Origin of the sequence: Enterobacter sp. EC_50 (genome assembly GCF_019584525.1) — a bacterium.
In the GTDB taxonomy this organism is placed as follows: domain Bacteria; phylum Pseudomonadota; class Gammaproteobacteria; order Enterobacterales; family Enterobacteriaceae; genus Enterobacter; species Enterobacter roggenkampii.
On sequence record NZ_VDAF01000008.1, the window covers coordinates 154,519 to 170,156 of the forward strand.

A 15,638-nucleotide genomic window follows, 5' to 3' on the forward strand; every position below is an offset into this window, starting at 1 on the left:
CGCAAGATGGTGATGGAGCCGTACAATCCGCCGCAGGATCCCTGGCTGGTCATTCTGTATCAGGATGAACACATTATGGTGGTCAACAAGCCCAGCGGGCTGTTGTCCGTGCCGGGTCGTCTGGACGAGCACAAAGACAGCGTGATGACGCGCATTCAGCGCGATTATCCTCAGGCGGAGTCGGTCCATCGCCTGGACATGGCGACCAGCGGCGTGATTGTGGTGGCGCTGAACAAAGCGGCAGAACGCGAGCTGAAGCGCCAGTTCCGCGAGCGCGAGCCGAAGAAGCAGTATGTCGCCCGCGTCTGGGGTCACCCGGCGCAGGCGGAAGGGCTGGTGGATTTACCGCTGATCTGCGACTGGCCGAATCGGCCAAAGCAGAAGGTGTGTTATGAAACCGGCAAGGCCGCGCAAACCGAGTATGAAGTGCTTAAGTACGCGCCGGATAATACCGCGCGCGTCCTGCTTAAGCCGATTACCGGACGTTCACACCAGCTGCGCGTGCATATGCTTGCGCTGGGTCATCCGATTCTGGGCGACCGCTTTTACGCGCCGCCTGAAGCGCTGGCCTTAGCGCCACGTCTGCAGCTGCACGCGCAGACGCTTACCATCACCCATCCGGCCTTCGGTAACGCGATGACGTTTAAAGCCCCGGTCGATTTTTAAATTCCTGATGTGAATATTTACTGTCAGCTCACTGTCGACGGTAAATATTCACACAGCATATATATCTCCCCTGCTTATCTGAAAACCCGCCCAAGTTCATTCACGATAATTATCTCTTCCTTAAATAACACTCAGTATTTTTAGAAAGACTAAGGTTTGGATTAAAAAATATTAAATTGAACACGATGCAATTTATTACTGATAATCCAGCTCATTTTAAGGAAATACTAACTCTACCCTATCCAAACGGAGTTATTTTTCTACTCAACAGCCACACTTAGTTTACTCATTGATTCACAAGGAAGTGTATGAACCGTTCGTATAACATCGTCTGGAATTGCGCCAGAAATATGTACATCGTTGCCTCGGAGTTTTCAAAAGGGGACAGCAAAGTCAAATCCTGCGTACGCGCCGGAAGCGCGATCGCAACGTTTATCTTGTCAGGTGTTGTGGGTACCGCACACGCCAGTGACACGACGTTTGTTGCAGTCCCGGGTAATAACACCATCAGTGGTGAATATTCAACGACGAGCCCTAATACCTCGGCGGTATCCGCCTCTGGCTCTGATGTCATCGTCACCGATAACGGCGCCTTAACGATATCCACAACCGGGGATGCAGGCATGGGGCTATCCGTGTCGAATGGAGCGAAAATCACGCTCGATGATTCGGGATCCACAATCCGCACTTCCGGGGAAGGCAGTCATGCGATAACCATTGTCGGTGATAACTCAGAAGCCATGTTGAACAACCTTACCGTTTCGACGGAAGGCGAGATCGCATCTGCCGTATTGTTTAGCTCTAATGCAAAAGGCACCATTGACGGGGGGAGCTATACGGCGACGGGAGAGGGTTCTTATGGTGTTGAGATATTGAATAGCGCAGACCTGACGATAAAAAACGCGACCATTACGACTTCCGGGTATGGCATGGCTCGGGCTATTGTTAACCGATATGCCACCCTTTCATTAGACAATGTGAATATAAACACCACGGGAGATTTTGGTAATGCAGGTATATATAACGACGGTGAATTGACCGGCTCAAACGTCACGATTACCACTACCGGAAGCCAGAGCTTTGGTATTCAAAACTATACCAACACATTTAATTTAGCGGCATCCCACGTTGAAACTTACGGTGAGCAGTCAGTTGGCATAATGAATACCGGACGCGCAGAACTCACTGACACTCATATCGTCACTCATGGGAAAAATGCTGACGCAATATCCTCTGACGGGGCAAAGAGCACATTCGTACTGAATAACGGTTCAACGATCGCGTCCGGAGAAAATTCGCGGGCAGTGGCGATGACTCACGGTGGAGCCCTTGAGGCGAACAGCACAGATATCACCAGCGAACAATCTGCTGCCATTGCCTTAGAAAGCGCCAGCAGCGCGACCGTCACCCAGAGCAACGTTTCCGGTAGCAATGTCGCCTTCTCGTTCAGCGGTGGAAAAAATGTCGCTACGATTGACGGAGGGAGCATTACGGCAACCGCGTCAGGAGGAAGTGCTTTTGCGGTGGATTCCGGATCTGCCGATATTAACGTGAAGAATGTGCAAACGATGAACGCAGACAATCTGCTCACCGTGGCCAATACCACTGATGCAGTCACCCTTCGCGCTGAAAACAGCAAGCTGTCCGGCGCCGTTAAGGCCAGCGGTGATAACGTCAGCATGACGCTGGATGCGAACAGCCAATGGCTGCTGACGGCCGATTCCAGCGTCGGTAATCTTACCAGCAGCGGACGCATCACACTCGGCGATGAAAACGGCAGTACTGGTACACTCAATGTCGGTAATCTCACCCTTCGGGCTAACAGCCAAACTGATGTCTATCTTGACGCAAACGCGACCGGTGCGCCGATTGTCGCTCAGAATGCGACGCTTGATGGCACACTAAATATTACAGGTTACGGTAGTGCCAGCACGCTTTCCGCGGATAGCGCCTTCACGGTGATTGACGCTGAAAATGCAATCAGTGGCAATTTTACCAACCTCACCGTCGCGGGCATGGCATCTGGCTCCGTTGACTTCATCACCTTTAGCGGCACCATTGATCCCGCCGACGTGACCAATTACGTCCTGACACCGTCATTAACCTGGTATGCCAGCCAGAACCCAGCGGCAACAGCGGCTCACGGCACATTCACTCTGAACAATCCTGACGGCAGCTTTACGCTGAGCACGGCGCTTGTCGATCAAAATGCCGAAGCCACGACCGGATGGGACGGAAAATCGCTGACCAAAGAGGGGCAAGGTACGCTGATCCTTAATGCCGCAAACAGTTACAGCGGCACAACGGATGTGAACCAGGGCACGCTCTGGCTGGACGAGGCTGGCGTTATCGGCGTACAAAACAGCGAGCAGGCCGTGAATGTCGCGGCAGGCGCCACGTTTGGCGGTTCCAGCGGTGTGGTGAACGGCAATGTTAACAGCAAGGGCACCGTTCAGTTCAACGACACGCTAACGATCAATGGTGATCTGAGCAACGCAGGCAGCATTGTCAGCGGCAATATTGAAGGAACCAATGGTGCGACGACCGGCAACACGCTGATCGTAAACGGCGATTACACCAGCAACCAGGGTTCTGTGACGCTAAATACGCAGTTAGGCGACGACACGTCTCCAACCGATATGCTTAACATTACGGGGAATACGTCCGGGAACACCACCCTGTACATTAACAACGTTGGTGGTCAGGGCGCACTGACCCAAAACGGTATTGAAGTGATTCAGGTCGGCGGTGCATCAAACGGCACCTTTGTTCAGGGTAATCAGGTCCAGATTAACGCCTACGAATACCGCCTGTATCAGGACTCAGGGGACTGGTATCTTCGTTCCCAGGCCACGAGTGATAATGGCGACGTAACGCCTCAGTATCGTGCCGATATCGGTTCATACCTCAGCAACCAGTGGCTGGCTCGCGATCTGCAAATGCAGACCCTGTCAGACCGAGAAGGCAGTCAGTTCAAATCGGAAAACGGCACGACATGGGCGCGTTTCAAAGCAGGTAAGAACCAGTCTACTGCAGCAGAGAGCAATATTGATATCGACAGCAACTACTCCCAGTTCCAGATTGGGGGCGATGTTGCCGCCTGGAACAACGGCGAACAAAGCCTGGTGGTCGGGGTTATGGGTAGCTATATCAACGCCAGCAGCGACAGCACTGGCAATAAAGGTGCTGACGGCAGCCGCTTTAGCGCTGACGGTAAAGTCGATGGCTATAACCTCGGAGTCTATGCAACGTGGTTTGCCGATGCCCGACAGCATCAGGGTTTTTATGTCGACAGTTGGTATCAGTATGGGATGTACCACAACAGCGTAGATAACGGTGACGTTGGCTCAACGGATTACGATTCAAACGCCAACGCCGTTTCGCTGGAAACAGGCTACCGCTACGATATCGCACTCGGCGACAACACGCTGAGCCTCACGCCGCAGGCACAGGTCGTCTGGCAGGATTACAGTGCGGATGACATCAAAGACAGCAGCGGCACGACGATTGATGGGCAAAACGGCGAAAGCTGGACCACCCGTTTAGGCCTGCGCATTGACAGCAAGATGAATAAGTCGAACGACGCGGTTATCCAGCCGTTTGCGGAGGCCAACTGGCTGCATACCTCTGAAGACACGGCAGTCAACTTTGGTGACACACAGATCAAACAGGACCTTCCTGCCGATCGTGCGGAGCTGAAAGCGGGTATTCAGGCAAATGTGAGCAAGCAATGGAGCGTTATTGCCCAGGTCTCCGGACAGAAAGGTGATAATGATTACAGCGATGTAAACGGTAGCCTGAACGTGCGCTACAGCTGGTAACGCTGTATAAAGGGCCTGGCAGCTCATGCTGTCAGGCCCTTCATCATTCTAAAAAGGGGCTTATTTGAAGCCTTTCTTCTCTTTAATCAGCTCGTACGCTTTCTGAATTTCCTGCGCTTTTTGCTTCGCCATCTCCATCATTTCAGGCGGTAAGCCTTTTGCAACCAGCTTGTCTGGATGGTGCTCGCTCATGAGCTTACGATAGGCACGTTTGATGGTGGTCTGATCGTCAGAGGGTTTTACGCCAAGCACGTTGCAGGCATCTTCCAGCGTCGGACCACGCTGCGCCTGCTGCCAGGCACCGCCAGAAGACTGCTGGTGATACCCGCCGCCAAACTGCGCGCCACCCTGCATCATGCGCAGGAACTGATCGAACTGCATACGGGAGATACCCAGCTCTTCCGCAATCACGTATAAAACATCGCGTTCGTTAGGGTGAAGCGAGCCGTCGGCGAAGGCCGCCTGAATCTGAATTTCCAGAAACATCCGAATTAAATCAAAACGGCCGAAGCAGATGCTGCGGAACTGGCGCATTTTTTCGCGAAGCGGGTAGTTATCGGATTTCCCGATGCGAAACGCATTTTGCGCCTCCAGGCGGGAGTCACCGTGCAGATTCATGCGATCCATAAAGACGCTGGCAATCTGAATATCGGCTTCCGTGACGCGCCCTTTGGATTTGGTTAAATGCCCCATCACCTCAAAAGTGGTGGAGAAAAAGAGTGACTGGCGCTCGCGCTGGTTGGCAAACCAGGCCATTTTACGGCTGCGCGCCTTATCAAACATATGGCCAATAATAAGCCCCAGCACTATTCCCCAGAACCCGGCACCCATGATGATGGCGAACGCAACGCCGATTATTTTACCCCAATACTGCATATACTCCCCGGATAGTCATATTCCTGGCCGACGCAACGTCATCATCACTGTGTTCAAGTCACGGTCAATTGAAGGACATCGCCTATAATTTGCTTTATCATACTCGTCATTCGATAGCGAGCCTAACACTCTGGCACGCAAACGGGCAGGATTAACGCTGGTACTGCGCAGATGAGTAAGATAGTCTCTGAGCGTTTGTAAGCCGTAGCCACTGATGACGGAACAATAAAATACAACGTATGAAAAAACGTATCCCCACCCTCCTGGCCACAATGATTGGCACCACCCTGTACAGTCAACAGGGGCTGGCGGCCGATCTCGCCTCGCAGTGTATGCTTGGCGTCCCAAGTTATAATCGCCCACTGGTGAGTGGCGATACAAATAGCTTGCCGGTAACCATTACTGCCGACAGTTCAAAAGGGACTTACCCTGACAATGCCACCTTTACAGGCAATGTCGATATTAACCAGGGCAATAGCCGCCTGCAGGCAGATGAAGTGCAGTTGCACCAGAAGCAGCCGGAAGGTGCGGCCGAGCCGGTACGAACGGTGGATGCGCTGGGTAATGTGCACTATGACGACAATCAGGTCATCCTGAAAGGTCCGAAAGCTTGGTCAAACCTGAATACCAAAGACACTAACGTCTGGAAAGGTGATTACCAGATGGTGGGTCGCCAGGGGCGCGGTGACGCGGACCTGATGAAACAGCGCGGTGAAAACCGCTATACGATCCTGGAAAATGGCACGTTCACGTCGTGTCTGCCGGGTTCAAATACCTGGAGCGTGGTCGGGAGCGAAGTTATCCATGACCGCGAAGAGCAGGTCGCAGAGATCTGGAACGCCCGCTTCAAGGTGGGTCCGGTCCCCATATTCTACAGCCCTTATCTGCAGCTTCCGGTGGGTGACAAACGTCGCTCCGGTTTCCTGATCCCGAATGCCAAATACAGCACCACGAACTACTTTGAGTTCTACCTGCCGTATTACTGGAACATCGCGCCTAACATGGATGCGACGATCACGCCGCACTATATCCACAAGCGCGGTAACGTCATGTGGGAGAACGAGTTCCGCTATCTGACCCACGCCGGTGCGGGTCTGATGGAGCTGGATTATCTGCCGTCGGATAAAGTCTTCCAGGACGAGCATCCCACTGAAGGTGATAAGCACCGCTGGATGTATTTCTGGCAGCATTCCGGGGTGATGGATCAGGTGTGGCGTTTCAACGTCAATTACACCAAGGTCAGTGACCCGAACTACTTCAACGATTTTTCGTCAAAATACGGTTCGAGTACCGACGGTTATGCAACGCAGATCTTCAGCGTTGGCTATGCGGTGCAGAACTTCGATGCGACGGTAACTAGTAAGCAGTTCCAGGTGTTCTCAAGCCAGACGGCGAGTACCTATGGTGCCGAACCGCAGTTGGACGTTAACTGGTACCAGAATGACGTAGGGCCATTTGATACCCGCATTTATGGCCAGGCAGTGCATTTTGTAAACACCAATTCCTCTATGCCGGAAGCCACCCGTGTTCACCTGGAGCCCGTCATTAACCTTCCATGGTCGAATGACTGGGCTAGTCTGAACACGGAAGCTAAGCTGATGGCGACACACTATCAGCAGAAAAACATAGATGATTACAACGCGAACCCAAACAATACCGGTCACCTGGAAGAATCAGTAAACCGTACGCTTCCTCAGTTCAAAATGGACGGTAAGCTGATCTTCGAACGCGATATGGATCTTCTGGCGGATGGCTATACCCAGACGCTGGAGCCACGTATGCAGTATCTGTACGTGCCTTATCGCGATCAGAGCAACATCAATAACTACGACTCTTCTTTACTGCAGTCTGACTACAGTGGCCTGTTCCGCGACCGTACCTACGGTGGCCTTGACCGCATCGCATCAGCGAACCAGTTAACGACCGGGGTCACATCGCGCGTTTATGATGATGCTGCCGTTGAACGTTTTAACGTTTCTGTTGGTCAAATCTATTATTTCACCGAGTCTCGCACGGGCGATGACAACATTAAGTGGGAGAAAGATAATAAGACGGGTTCGCTGATTTGGGCTGGCGATACCTACTGGCGCATGACCGATCGTTGGGGCCTGCGTGGTGGCGTTCAGTATGACACCCGTCTCGACAATATCGCTAACAGCACGGCGGCTATAGAATATCGCCGGGATGAAGATCGGATGGTGCAATTGACCTATCGTTATGCCAGTCCCGAATATATTCAGGCGACATTACCAAACTATGGTACTGCCGAGCAGTATAAAGACGGTATTTCGCAGGTGGGTGGCGCAGCGAGTTGGCCTATCGCCGACCGTTGGTCAATCGTAGGCGCTTACTACTTTGACACTAACACCAATAAAGCTGCTGACCAAATGTTGGGGCTGCAATATAACTCCTGCTGCTACGCGCTGCGTGTCGGTTACGAACGTAAGCTTAACGGCTGGGAAAACAATCAGAGCAAATACGATAACGTGATTGGCTTTAACTTCGAGTTACGCGGCCTGAGTTCCAACTACGGTCTGGGTACGCAGAAAATGCTGCGCTCGAACATTCTGCCTTACCGCAGTTCCTTGTAATGTGCTTGATTTGCAACGTAATCCGCTTTGCGGTTAATTGAAATGGAAAAAGTATGAAGAACTGGAAAACGCTGCTGCTCGGTGTCGCTATGGTTGCGAATACCAGCTTCGCGGCCCCCCAGGTTGTTGATAAAGTCGCTGCTGTGGTTAACAACGGCGTCGTGCTTGAAAGTGACGTTGACGGTCTGATGAAATCGGTGAAGCTCAATTCGGGCGAAGCGGGTCAGCAGCTTCCGGATGACGCCACGCTGCGCCACCAGATCCTGGAACGCCTGATCATGGATCAGATCGTTCTTCAGATGGGGCAGAAAATGGGTGTGAAGGTCACTGACGAGCAGCTCGATCAGGCGATCGCTAACATCGCAAAGCAGAACAATATGTCTTTAGACCAGATGCGCAGCCGTCTGGCCTATGACGGCATCAGCTACGCTACCTATCGTAACCAGATCCGTAAAGAGATGCTGATTTCGGAAGTGCGTAACAACGAAGTGCGTCGCCGAGTCACTATCCTGCCTCAGGAAGTGGACGCGCTGGCAAAACAGGTGGGTAACCAGAACGATGCAAGCACAGAGCTGAACCTGAGCCACATTCTGATCCCACTGCCAGAGAACCCTACGTCCGATCAGGCTGCGGAAGCAGAAAGCCAGGCACGTTCAATTGTCGAACAGGCGCGTAACGGCGGTGACTTTGGCAAGCTGGCCATCACCTACTCCGCAGACCAACAGGCGCTGAAAGGCGGTCAGATGGGCTGGGGACGTATTCAGGAGCTGCCATCCCTCTTTGCTCAGGCACTGAGCACGGCTAAGAAAGGCGATATCGTCGGTCCAATCCGTTCAGGCGTGGGCTTCCACATTCTGAAAGTGAACGATCTGCGCGGTCAGAGCCAAAATATCTCCGTTACCGAAGTTCACGCTCGCCACATTCTGCTGAAGCCGTCACCGATCATGACTGACGATCAGGCGCGTGCGAAGCTGCAACAGATTGCGGCAGATATTAAGAGCGGTAAAACCTCGTTTGCGAAGGCAGCAAAAGAGTTCTCTCAGGATCCTGGCTCTGCTAACCAGGGTGGCGATCTGGGCTGGGCAGCGGCGGATATTTACGATCCTGCCTTCCGTGACGCGTTGATGAAGCTGAACAAAGGCCAGATCAGCGCGCCGGTACACTCTTCGTTTGGCTGGCATCTGATCGAGCTGATGGACACTCGTAACGTTGATAAAACGGATGCAGCACAGAAAGACAGAGCCTACCGCATGCTGTTTAACCGTAAGTTTTCTGAAGAAGCAGCCACCTGGATGCAGGAACAACGCGCCAGTGCTTACGTGAAAGTGCTGAGCAACTAATGAAACAGCATCGTGTTGTTATCACGCCCGGCGAACCCGCCGGGATTGGGCCTGACCTCGTTGTCCAGCTTGCCCAGCGCAGCTGGCCAGTAGAACTGGTTGTCTGCGCCGATGCAACACTGTTACAAGACCGGGCAGCGCTGCTCGGTCTGCCTTTAACGCTCATCCCTTACGTTGAAGGCCAACAGCCTGCACCGCAGCAAGCCGGTACCCTCACCCTTCTTTCTGTTCCCCTTCGTACGCCGGTCATTCCTGGCCAGCTCAGCACGGAAAACGGCCACTATGTCGTTGAAACCCTTGCGCGCGCCTGCGACGGTTGCCTGAAGGGCGAATTTGCCGCCCTGATTACCGGCCCCGTCCACAAAGGCGTCATCAACGAAGCGGGTATACCGTTTACCGGGCATACGGAGTTCTTTGAAGAGCGCTCGCACAGTCCGAAAGTGGTGATGATGCTGGCGACGGAAGAAATGCGCGTTGCGCTGGTGACCACCCATCTGCCGATCAAAGCGATTCCGGATGCGATCACGCCTGAACTCCTGCGCGAGATCATCGGGATTTTGCATCACGATCTGCAGACAAAATTTGGGATCCCGCAGCCGCATGTGCTGATCTGCGGCCTGAATCCGCACGCCGGCGAAGGCGGGCACATGGGTACCGAAGAGATCGACACCATCATTCCGGTACTCAACGAAATGCGGGCGAAGGGGATGAATCTCAGCGGTCCGCTGCCTGCTGATACCCTTTTCCAGCCGAAATACCTGGATAATGCCGACGCCGTGCTCGCGATGTACCACGATCAGGGCCTGCCCGTGCTAAAATACCAGGGCTTTGGCCGCGGCGTGAATATCACCCTCGGTTTACCCTTTATTCGAACGTCCGTTGACCACGGTACTGCGCTGGATCTGGCAGGCCAGGGGAAGGCGGATGTCGGCAGTTTTATTACGGCGCTTAATCTCGCCATCAAAATGATTGTTAATACTCAATGACTAATCGAGTCCATCAGGGCCACTTAGCCCGTAAACGTTTCGGGCAAAACTTCCTAAACGATCAGTTCGTGATCGAAAGCATTGTCTCGGCTATTAATCCGCAAAAAGGCCAGGCGATGGTCGAAATCGGCCCGGGTCTTGCCGCGCTGACCGAGCCGGTAGGCGAACGCCTCGACGAACTGACCGTCATCGAACTGGACCGCGATCTGGCCGCACGCCTGCAAACGCACCCGTTCCTCGGGCCGAAGCTGACCATCTATCAGCAGGACGCCATGACCATGAACTTCGGCGAACTGTCAGAAAAAATGGGTCAGCCGCTGCGCGTATTCGGCAACCTGCCGTATAACATCTCCACGCCGCTCATGTTCCACCTCTTTAGCTATACTGATGCCATTGCCGACATGCACTTCATGTTGCAAAAAGAGGTGGTTAACCGCCTGGTTGCAGGCCCGAACAGTAAAGCGTATGGTCGTTTAAGCGTGATGGCGCAATATTACTGCAACGTGATCCCGGTACTCGAAGTACCGCCGTCAGCGTTCACACCACCACCGAAAGTGGATTCAGCGGTTGTGCGCCTTGTGCCGCACAAAACGAAACCGTACCCGGTAAAAGATCTGCGTGTACTGAGCCGCATCACCACTGAAGCCTTTAACCAGCGTCGTAAAACGATCCGTAACAGCCTCAGCAATTCCTTCACCGTTGAGGTGTTAGCTGAGCTTGGGATCGACCCGGCAATGCGTGCGGAGAACATCTCCGTAGAGCAGTACTGCAAGCTGGCTAATTACATCAGCGAAAATGCGCCGCCGAAGGAGAGTTAAGCCATGATTGATTCGCCCCGCGTATGTGTCCATGTACAAAGCGTTTATGTTGAATCACAGTCCTCACCGGATGAAGAACGTTTTGTCTTTGCTTACACCGTGACCATTCGCAATCTGGGGCGGACGCCCGTGCAGCTGCGCGGACGCTACTGGCTTATCACCAACGGCAATGGCCGCGAAATCGAAGTCCAGGGGGAAGGTGTGGTCGGTGAACAGCCTCATATCGCCCCTGGCGAAGAGTACCAGTACACCAGCGGCGCGGTGATTGAAACGCCGATGGGTACCATGCAAGGCCATTATGAAATGGTCGACGTCGATGGCAATGATTTCCGCGTTGCCATTCCTGTGTTCCGTCTCGCCGTAACCACACTCATTCATTAATCTAATGTCTACATATCTGATTGGCGACGTTCACGGTTGCTACGATGAACTGATCGCATTATTAAAACAGGTCGACTTTACGCCAGGACAGGACACACTCTGGCTGACGGGCGATTTAGTCGCGCGTGGCCCCGGCTCCCTTGAAGTATTACGTTTCGTCAAATCGCTAGGCGACAACGTGCGCATGGTGCTGGGCAATCACGATCTGCATCTGCTGGCGGTGTTCGCCGGGATCAGCCGCAACAAGCCTAAAGATCGCCTCACCCCGCTGCTGGATGCGCCAGATGCCGACGATCTGATTAACTGGCTGCGCCGTCAGCCGCTGCTGCAGGTCGACGAAGAGAAAAAGCTGGTCATGGCGCATGCCGGGATCACGCCACAATGGGATCTTGAGACGGCGAAAACCTGTGCGCGCGACGTTGAGGCGGTGCTGGCGAGCGACTCCTATCCTTTCTTCCTCGATGCCATGTACGGCGATATGCCGAACCACTGGAGCGAGGATCTCAGCGGTCTGGCGCGTCTGCGCTTTATTACCAACGCCTTCACCCGCATGCGTTTCTGCTTCCCGAACGGACAGCTGGACATGTATTCCAAAGAGACGCCGGAGAGCGCGCCCGCTCCGCTAAAACCGTGGTTTGCCATTCCGGGGCCGGTGACAAGTGAGTACAACGTGGTATTTGGTCACTGGGCTGCACTGGAAGGAAAAGGAACGCCGGAAGGGATCTACGGTCTGGATACCGGATGCTGCTGGGGCGGAGAGTTAACCTGCTTACGCTGGGAAGATAAAACTTACTTTGTTCAGCCGTCCAACCGACAGCTGGACTTAGGGGAAGACGAGGCGGTTGCCTCCTGATATGCACTTCCCTCTCCCGGCCGGGAGAGGGAAAAAATCACTTAACGACGTTCCAGAATCTCGAAGCAGTAGCTGTGGGAGTTCTGTGCATCCGCGTCGTGGAATTCACTGAATACCGATTCCCACTCGTCCGGATCGTAGTCAGGGAAATGGGTATCCCCTTCCACTTCCGCATCAATGTGGGTCAGATACAGCTTCTGCGCTTTTGGCAGGAACTGCTCGTACACGCGCCCGCCGCCAATCACCATGATCTCTTCGGCATTGCCGCATGCAGCAATCGCCTCGTCGACTGATTTTACCCATTCGACGCGATCGTCAGTGCCCGGCTGGCTGCTGATAACGATATTTTTACGGCCCGGCAATGGACGACCAATCGACTCCCAGGTCAGGCGGCCCATCACTACCGGCTTGTTTAACGTAGTACGTTTAAACCATGCGAGATCGGCAGGCAGGTTCCACGGCATGGCATTTTCCATACCGATAACGCGGTCCACCGCCAGCGCTGCAATCAGACTGATCATTGAAAATTTCCCGGATGCAAAAAATTGCCGCCACTATACGGAAAGCTTAATCTTTCGTCGACTGGCGGCAGGGTAAAGATAAAGAAATTTTTTATTATTGCTGGCAACTCCACTTCACGCGGAAGGTTTACTCTCCGGTTCGTCAGCCGGATCCCCGGTATGCTTGCCCTCTTCCGTTCCCTGCCAGCCGTGACGCTGGATCAGCGACAGGTGATTACGGTCCTCGTTAATGATTTCCGTCAGCATCGCGCTGGTGCGTTTAAACACCGCCGCACGCTCGGTGGCCGTACTCCCGGCCATCGCCGCCATCTCTTCCACCATCTCAGTATTAAAGCGGCGGAACAGGTCCGCACGCTCGCGCGCTTCGTACGCGCCGAGCCCCAGATTTTCCAGCGCCATGCGGCCAGACTTCAGCGCGCCTTCAAAGGTTTCACGCTCCGGTGCTTCTACCCCCGCCTGCCGCAGCCGGATATAGTGATCCACATCGCGGGCGCGGGAAATGATGGTCAGATTCGGGAAATGTTCTTTCGCCATTTCCACCATCTGCATGCTGGTCTCCGGATCGTCAATGGCGTTAATCAACACCTCCGCTTTTGCCGCCCCGGCAGATTCCAGCAGATCGACGCGGGTTGCATCGCCGTAAAACACCTTCATATCAAATTTTCGCAGGGTATCGACATGGTCGGGGTCGTGATCGAGGATAACCATTGTCACCCCGCTGGACAGCAGCAGACGGCCAACGATCTGCCCGTAGCGGCCAAATCCGGCAATAATGACGCGCGGCTGCTCTTCGTCAATTTCATCGGCTTCGCGCTCCTGCTCGCTACCCGATTTTTCCAGACGCGTCAGCACCACCAGCAGAATAGGCGTCGCGGCCATCGACAGCGCGACCGCGAGCGTCAGCGCTTTCGCCCATTCTGGGTCGAGGACGTTTGCCATCTGTGCTGCGCCAAAGACCACAAACGCAAATTCGCTCCCCTGCCCCAGCAGAACCGCAAACCAGTTGCGCTGCTTATTCGGCACCTTCAGCGGACGCGCAATCAGCCACAGCATCGCCATTTTAATGATCAGGAAGCCGACCAGCAGGACGACGATCCGCAGCGGATGCGTCACCAGCGTGCCGAAGTCGACGGACATCCCCACGCCGATGAAAAACAGCCCCAGCAGCAAGCCTTTAAACGGCTCGATATCGCTTTCCAGCGCGTGACGGTATTCAGAACTCGCCAGCAGAACGCCCGCCAGGAAGGCCCCCATCGCCATCGACAGCCCGGCCTCCTCCAACAGCAGACCGAAGCCAAACACCAGGAAGAGCGCCACGGCGCTGAACACTTCGCGAAGGCCCGAGCGGGCAACGAACCGCAGCAGCGGACGGGTGACGTAGCGACCAAGCAGCACCACCAGCGCCAGCGCCCCCACCACTTTTAATGCCGACAGCGCAAACGCCCCCAGCGTCGTGGCGGAGCCGCTGGCCGCCAGCAGTGGGATCATCGCCACCAGCGGGATAGCGGCAATGTCCTGGAACAGCAGCACCGAGAACGCGCTGCGTCCCATCTGGGAGACCGTCAGATTGCGCTCGTTCATGGCCTGCATGGCAATGGCGGTCGAGGAGAGCGCCAGCGTCATGCCGATAAGCTCTGCCACTTTCCAGTCCATGCCCAGCAGGATGCAGAACCCACCCAGCAGCAGGCCGCAGGCCACCATCTGCAGCGCCCCGCCGCCAAACACCGAGGCGCGAAGCTTCCACAGGCGCTGCGGATCGAGTTCCAGACCAATCACAAAGAGCATCAGCACAACGCCGATTTCAGCGAAATGGAGGATTGCCTCTGCATCCGTCACCAGTCGAAAACCCCACGGCCCAATGACGCAGCCCGCAATCAGATAGCCGAGAACAGAGCCCAGTCCCAGGCGAACCGCCACGGGTACAATCAGCGCCGCCGCGCCGAGGTAAATCAGCGCCTGTATCAGCGTATGGCTATCCATGGTGCACCTCCTGCCACTCAAGTAAGCGTTGTTTATAATGGCGCGCCTGCGCCTGCAGCGTTTCATCGTCGCAGACAAAGGTGCAGTGCATCGCAAAAGGCGGGAGCCAGTTCAGCCCGCAATAAAGTGCGGTCGCCTGCAGCGGCTGTGCCAGAACCTCAAACCCCGGGAAGGAACCAATATCAAAGTGGCTTTCCCCTCCACCCGTGGTGACCGCCCACATCAGGCTTTTCCCTTTTAGCGCATGGCCGTTGTGGCCATACGCCCAGCCGTGGGAGAAGACTTTATCAATCCACAATTTCAGGAGTGGAGGCGTGCTGTACCACTGCATGGGATGCTGCCAGACGATCAGATCGGCACGGGAGAGCGCCTCCTGTTCGGCGGCAATATCGATGTTGAAATCGGGATAGAGTTGATAGAGGGAACGTATCTCGACGTTTTCAAGCGTCCTTACCTGCTCAAGCATCCGCTTATTCGCATGCGAGTGCTGCGGATAGGGGTGCGCATAAATTATGAGTATCATCAAATGGCCTGTCTTCTTCTCTTCTTGTAGCAGTGAGTGTAGACAGTTAACCCGCCCGGTGAAAGGGGCGTAGCAGCCATGAAAAGGAAAGCGCAGCTATTGGTAATCATCATTCGTTGGACGATTTTTCCTCTCCAAAAAATCCAGGATGTGAATACCTCACTTCAGGTAATGACTCCAACTTATTGATAGTGTTTTATGTTCAGATAATGCCCGATGACTTTGTCATGCAGCTCCACCGATTTTGAGAACGACAGCGACTTCCGTCCCAGCCTTGCCAGA

General features: G+C 54.3%; 13 protein-coding genes. 8 read left to right on the forward strand and 5 right to left on the reverse strand.

Translation table 11 applies throughout. From position 1 onward, the window contains the following. Window positions 1-6 precede the first annotated feature (6 nt). Complete coding sequence (gene rluA / locus FHC48_RS09060; protein ID WP_059365031.1) at window positions 7-666, forward strand: bifunctional tRNA pseudouridine(32) synthase/23S rRNA pseudouridine(746) synthase RluA; 660 nt, start codon at window positions 7-9, stop codon at window positions 664-666. Window positions 667-974: 308 nt separating this feature from the next. Beyond that, the gene (locus tag FHC48_RS09065) at window positions 975-4,487 is read left to right on the forward strand and encodes an autotransporter outer membrane beta-barrel domain-containing protein (RefSeq protein ID WP_259281139.1); all 3,513 of its coding nucleotides are present in this window, start codon (window positions 975-977) and stop codon (window positions 4,485-4,487) included. 60 nt (window positions 4,488-4,547) lie between these two features. Here FHC48_RS09065 and djlA read toward each other — a convergent pair whose 3' ends face one another. Next, window positions 4,548-5,363 carry a co-chaperone DjlA gene (gene djlA, locus FHC48_RS09070; protein WP_008502016.1) on the reverse strand — a complete coding sequence of 272 codons (816 nt, stop codon included), beginning with the start codon at window positions 5,361-5,363 and terminating at the stop codon, window positions 4,548-4,550. Between the two features lie 239 nt (window positions 5,364-5,602). Here djlA and lptD point away from each other — a divergent pair, with 239 nt between their 5' ends. From lptD to apaH, 6 genes are read left to right on the forward strand one after another with little or no spacing between them, the layout of a single operon-like run. After that, window positions 5,603-7,954: an LPS assembly protein LptD gene (gene lptD / locus FHC48_RS09075; protein ID WP_220420524.1), complete on the forward strand. Its 2,352-nt coding sequence runs from the start codon at window positions 5,603-5,605 to the stop codon at window positions 7,952-7,954. Window positions 7,955-8,007: 53 nt separating this feature from the next. Continuing rightward, on the forward strand, window positions 8,008-9,294 hold the full coding sequence (gene surA / locus FHC48_RS09080; protein WP_059365037.1) for a peptidylprolyl isomerase SurA: 1,287 nt from the start codon (window positions 8,008-8,010) through the stop codon (window positions 9,292-9,294). Beyond that, window positions 9,294-10,280, forward strand: coding sequence for a 4-hydroxythreonine-4-phosphate dehydrogenase PdxA (gene pdxA, locus FHC48_RS09085; RefSeq protein WP_021240548.1), 987 nt, complete (start codon window positions 9,294-9,296; stop codon window positions 10,278-10,280). The genes surA and pdxA overlap by 1 nt, the downstream gene beginning before the upstream one ends. After that, on the forward strand, window positions 10,277-11,098 hold the full coding sequence (gene rsmA, locus FHC48_RS09090; protein WP_008502020.1) for a 16S rRNA (adenine(1518)-N(6)/adenine(1519)-N(6))-dimethyltransferase RsmA: 822 nt from the start codon (window positions 10,277-10,279) through the stop codon (window positions 11,096-11,098). The genes pdxA and rsmA overlap by 4 nt, the downstream gene beginning before the upstream one ends. A 3-nt stretch (window positions 11,099-11,101) precedes the next feature. Next, window positions 11,102-11,479 carry a Co2+/Mg2+ efflux protein ApaG gene (gene apaG, locus FHC48_RS09095; RefSeq protein WP_008502021.1) on the forward strand — a complete coding sequence of 126 codons (378 nt, stop codon included), beginning with the start codon at window positions 11,102-11,104 and terminating at the stop codon, window positions 11,477-11,479. A 4-nt stretch (window positions 11,480-11,483) separates the two neighbouring features. Beyond that, entirely contained in the window at window positions 11,484-12,332 is an 849-nt protein-coding gene (gene apaH / locus FHC48_RS09100) for a bis(5'-nucleosyl)-tetraphosphatase (symmetrical) ApaH (RefSeq protein WP_213374618.1), read from the forward strand. Between the two features lie 41 nt (window positions 12,333-12,373). On the opposite strand, the gene folA is transcribed toward apaH, so the two are convergent. The 4 genes from folA to FHC48_RS09120 form a co-directional block, all read right to left on the reverse strand. Further along, a complete protein-coding gene (gene folA, locus FHC48_RS09105; protein ID WP_008502023.1) occupies window positions 12,374-12,853 on the reverse strand; it encodes a type 3 dihydrofolate reductase in 480 nt (159 codons plus the stop codon). Window positions 12,854-12,967: 114 nt separating this feature from the next. Beyond that, window positions 12,968-14,833: a glutathione-regulated potassium-efflux system protein KefC gene (kefC, locus tag FHC48_RS09110; RefSeq protein ID WP_059365042.1), complete on the reverse strand. Its 1,866-nt coding sequence runs from the start codon at window positions 14,831-14,833 to the stop codon at window positions 12,968-12,970. After that, complete coding sequence (gene kefF, locus FHC48_RS09115) at window positions 14,826-15,356, reverse strand: glutathione-regulated potassium-efflux system oxidoreductase KefF (protein ID WP_059365044.1); 531 nt, start codon at window positions 15,354-15,356, stop codon at window positions 14,826-14,828. The genes kefC and kefF overlap by 8 nt, the downstream gene beginning before the upstream one ends. A gap of 182 nt (window positions 15,357-15,538) precedes the next feature. Then, window positions 15,539-15,638, reverse strand: a 100-nt coding sequence (locus tag FHC48_RS09120) for an IS1 family transposase (protein WP_000641146.1), incomplete at its 5' end; no start/stop codon positions are given.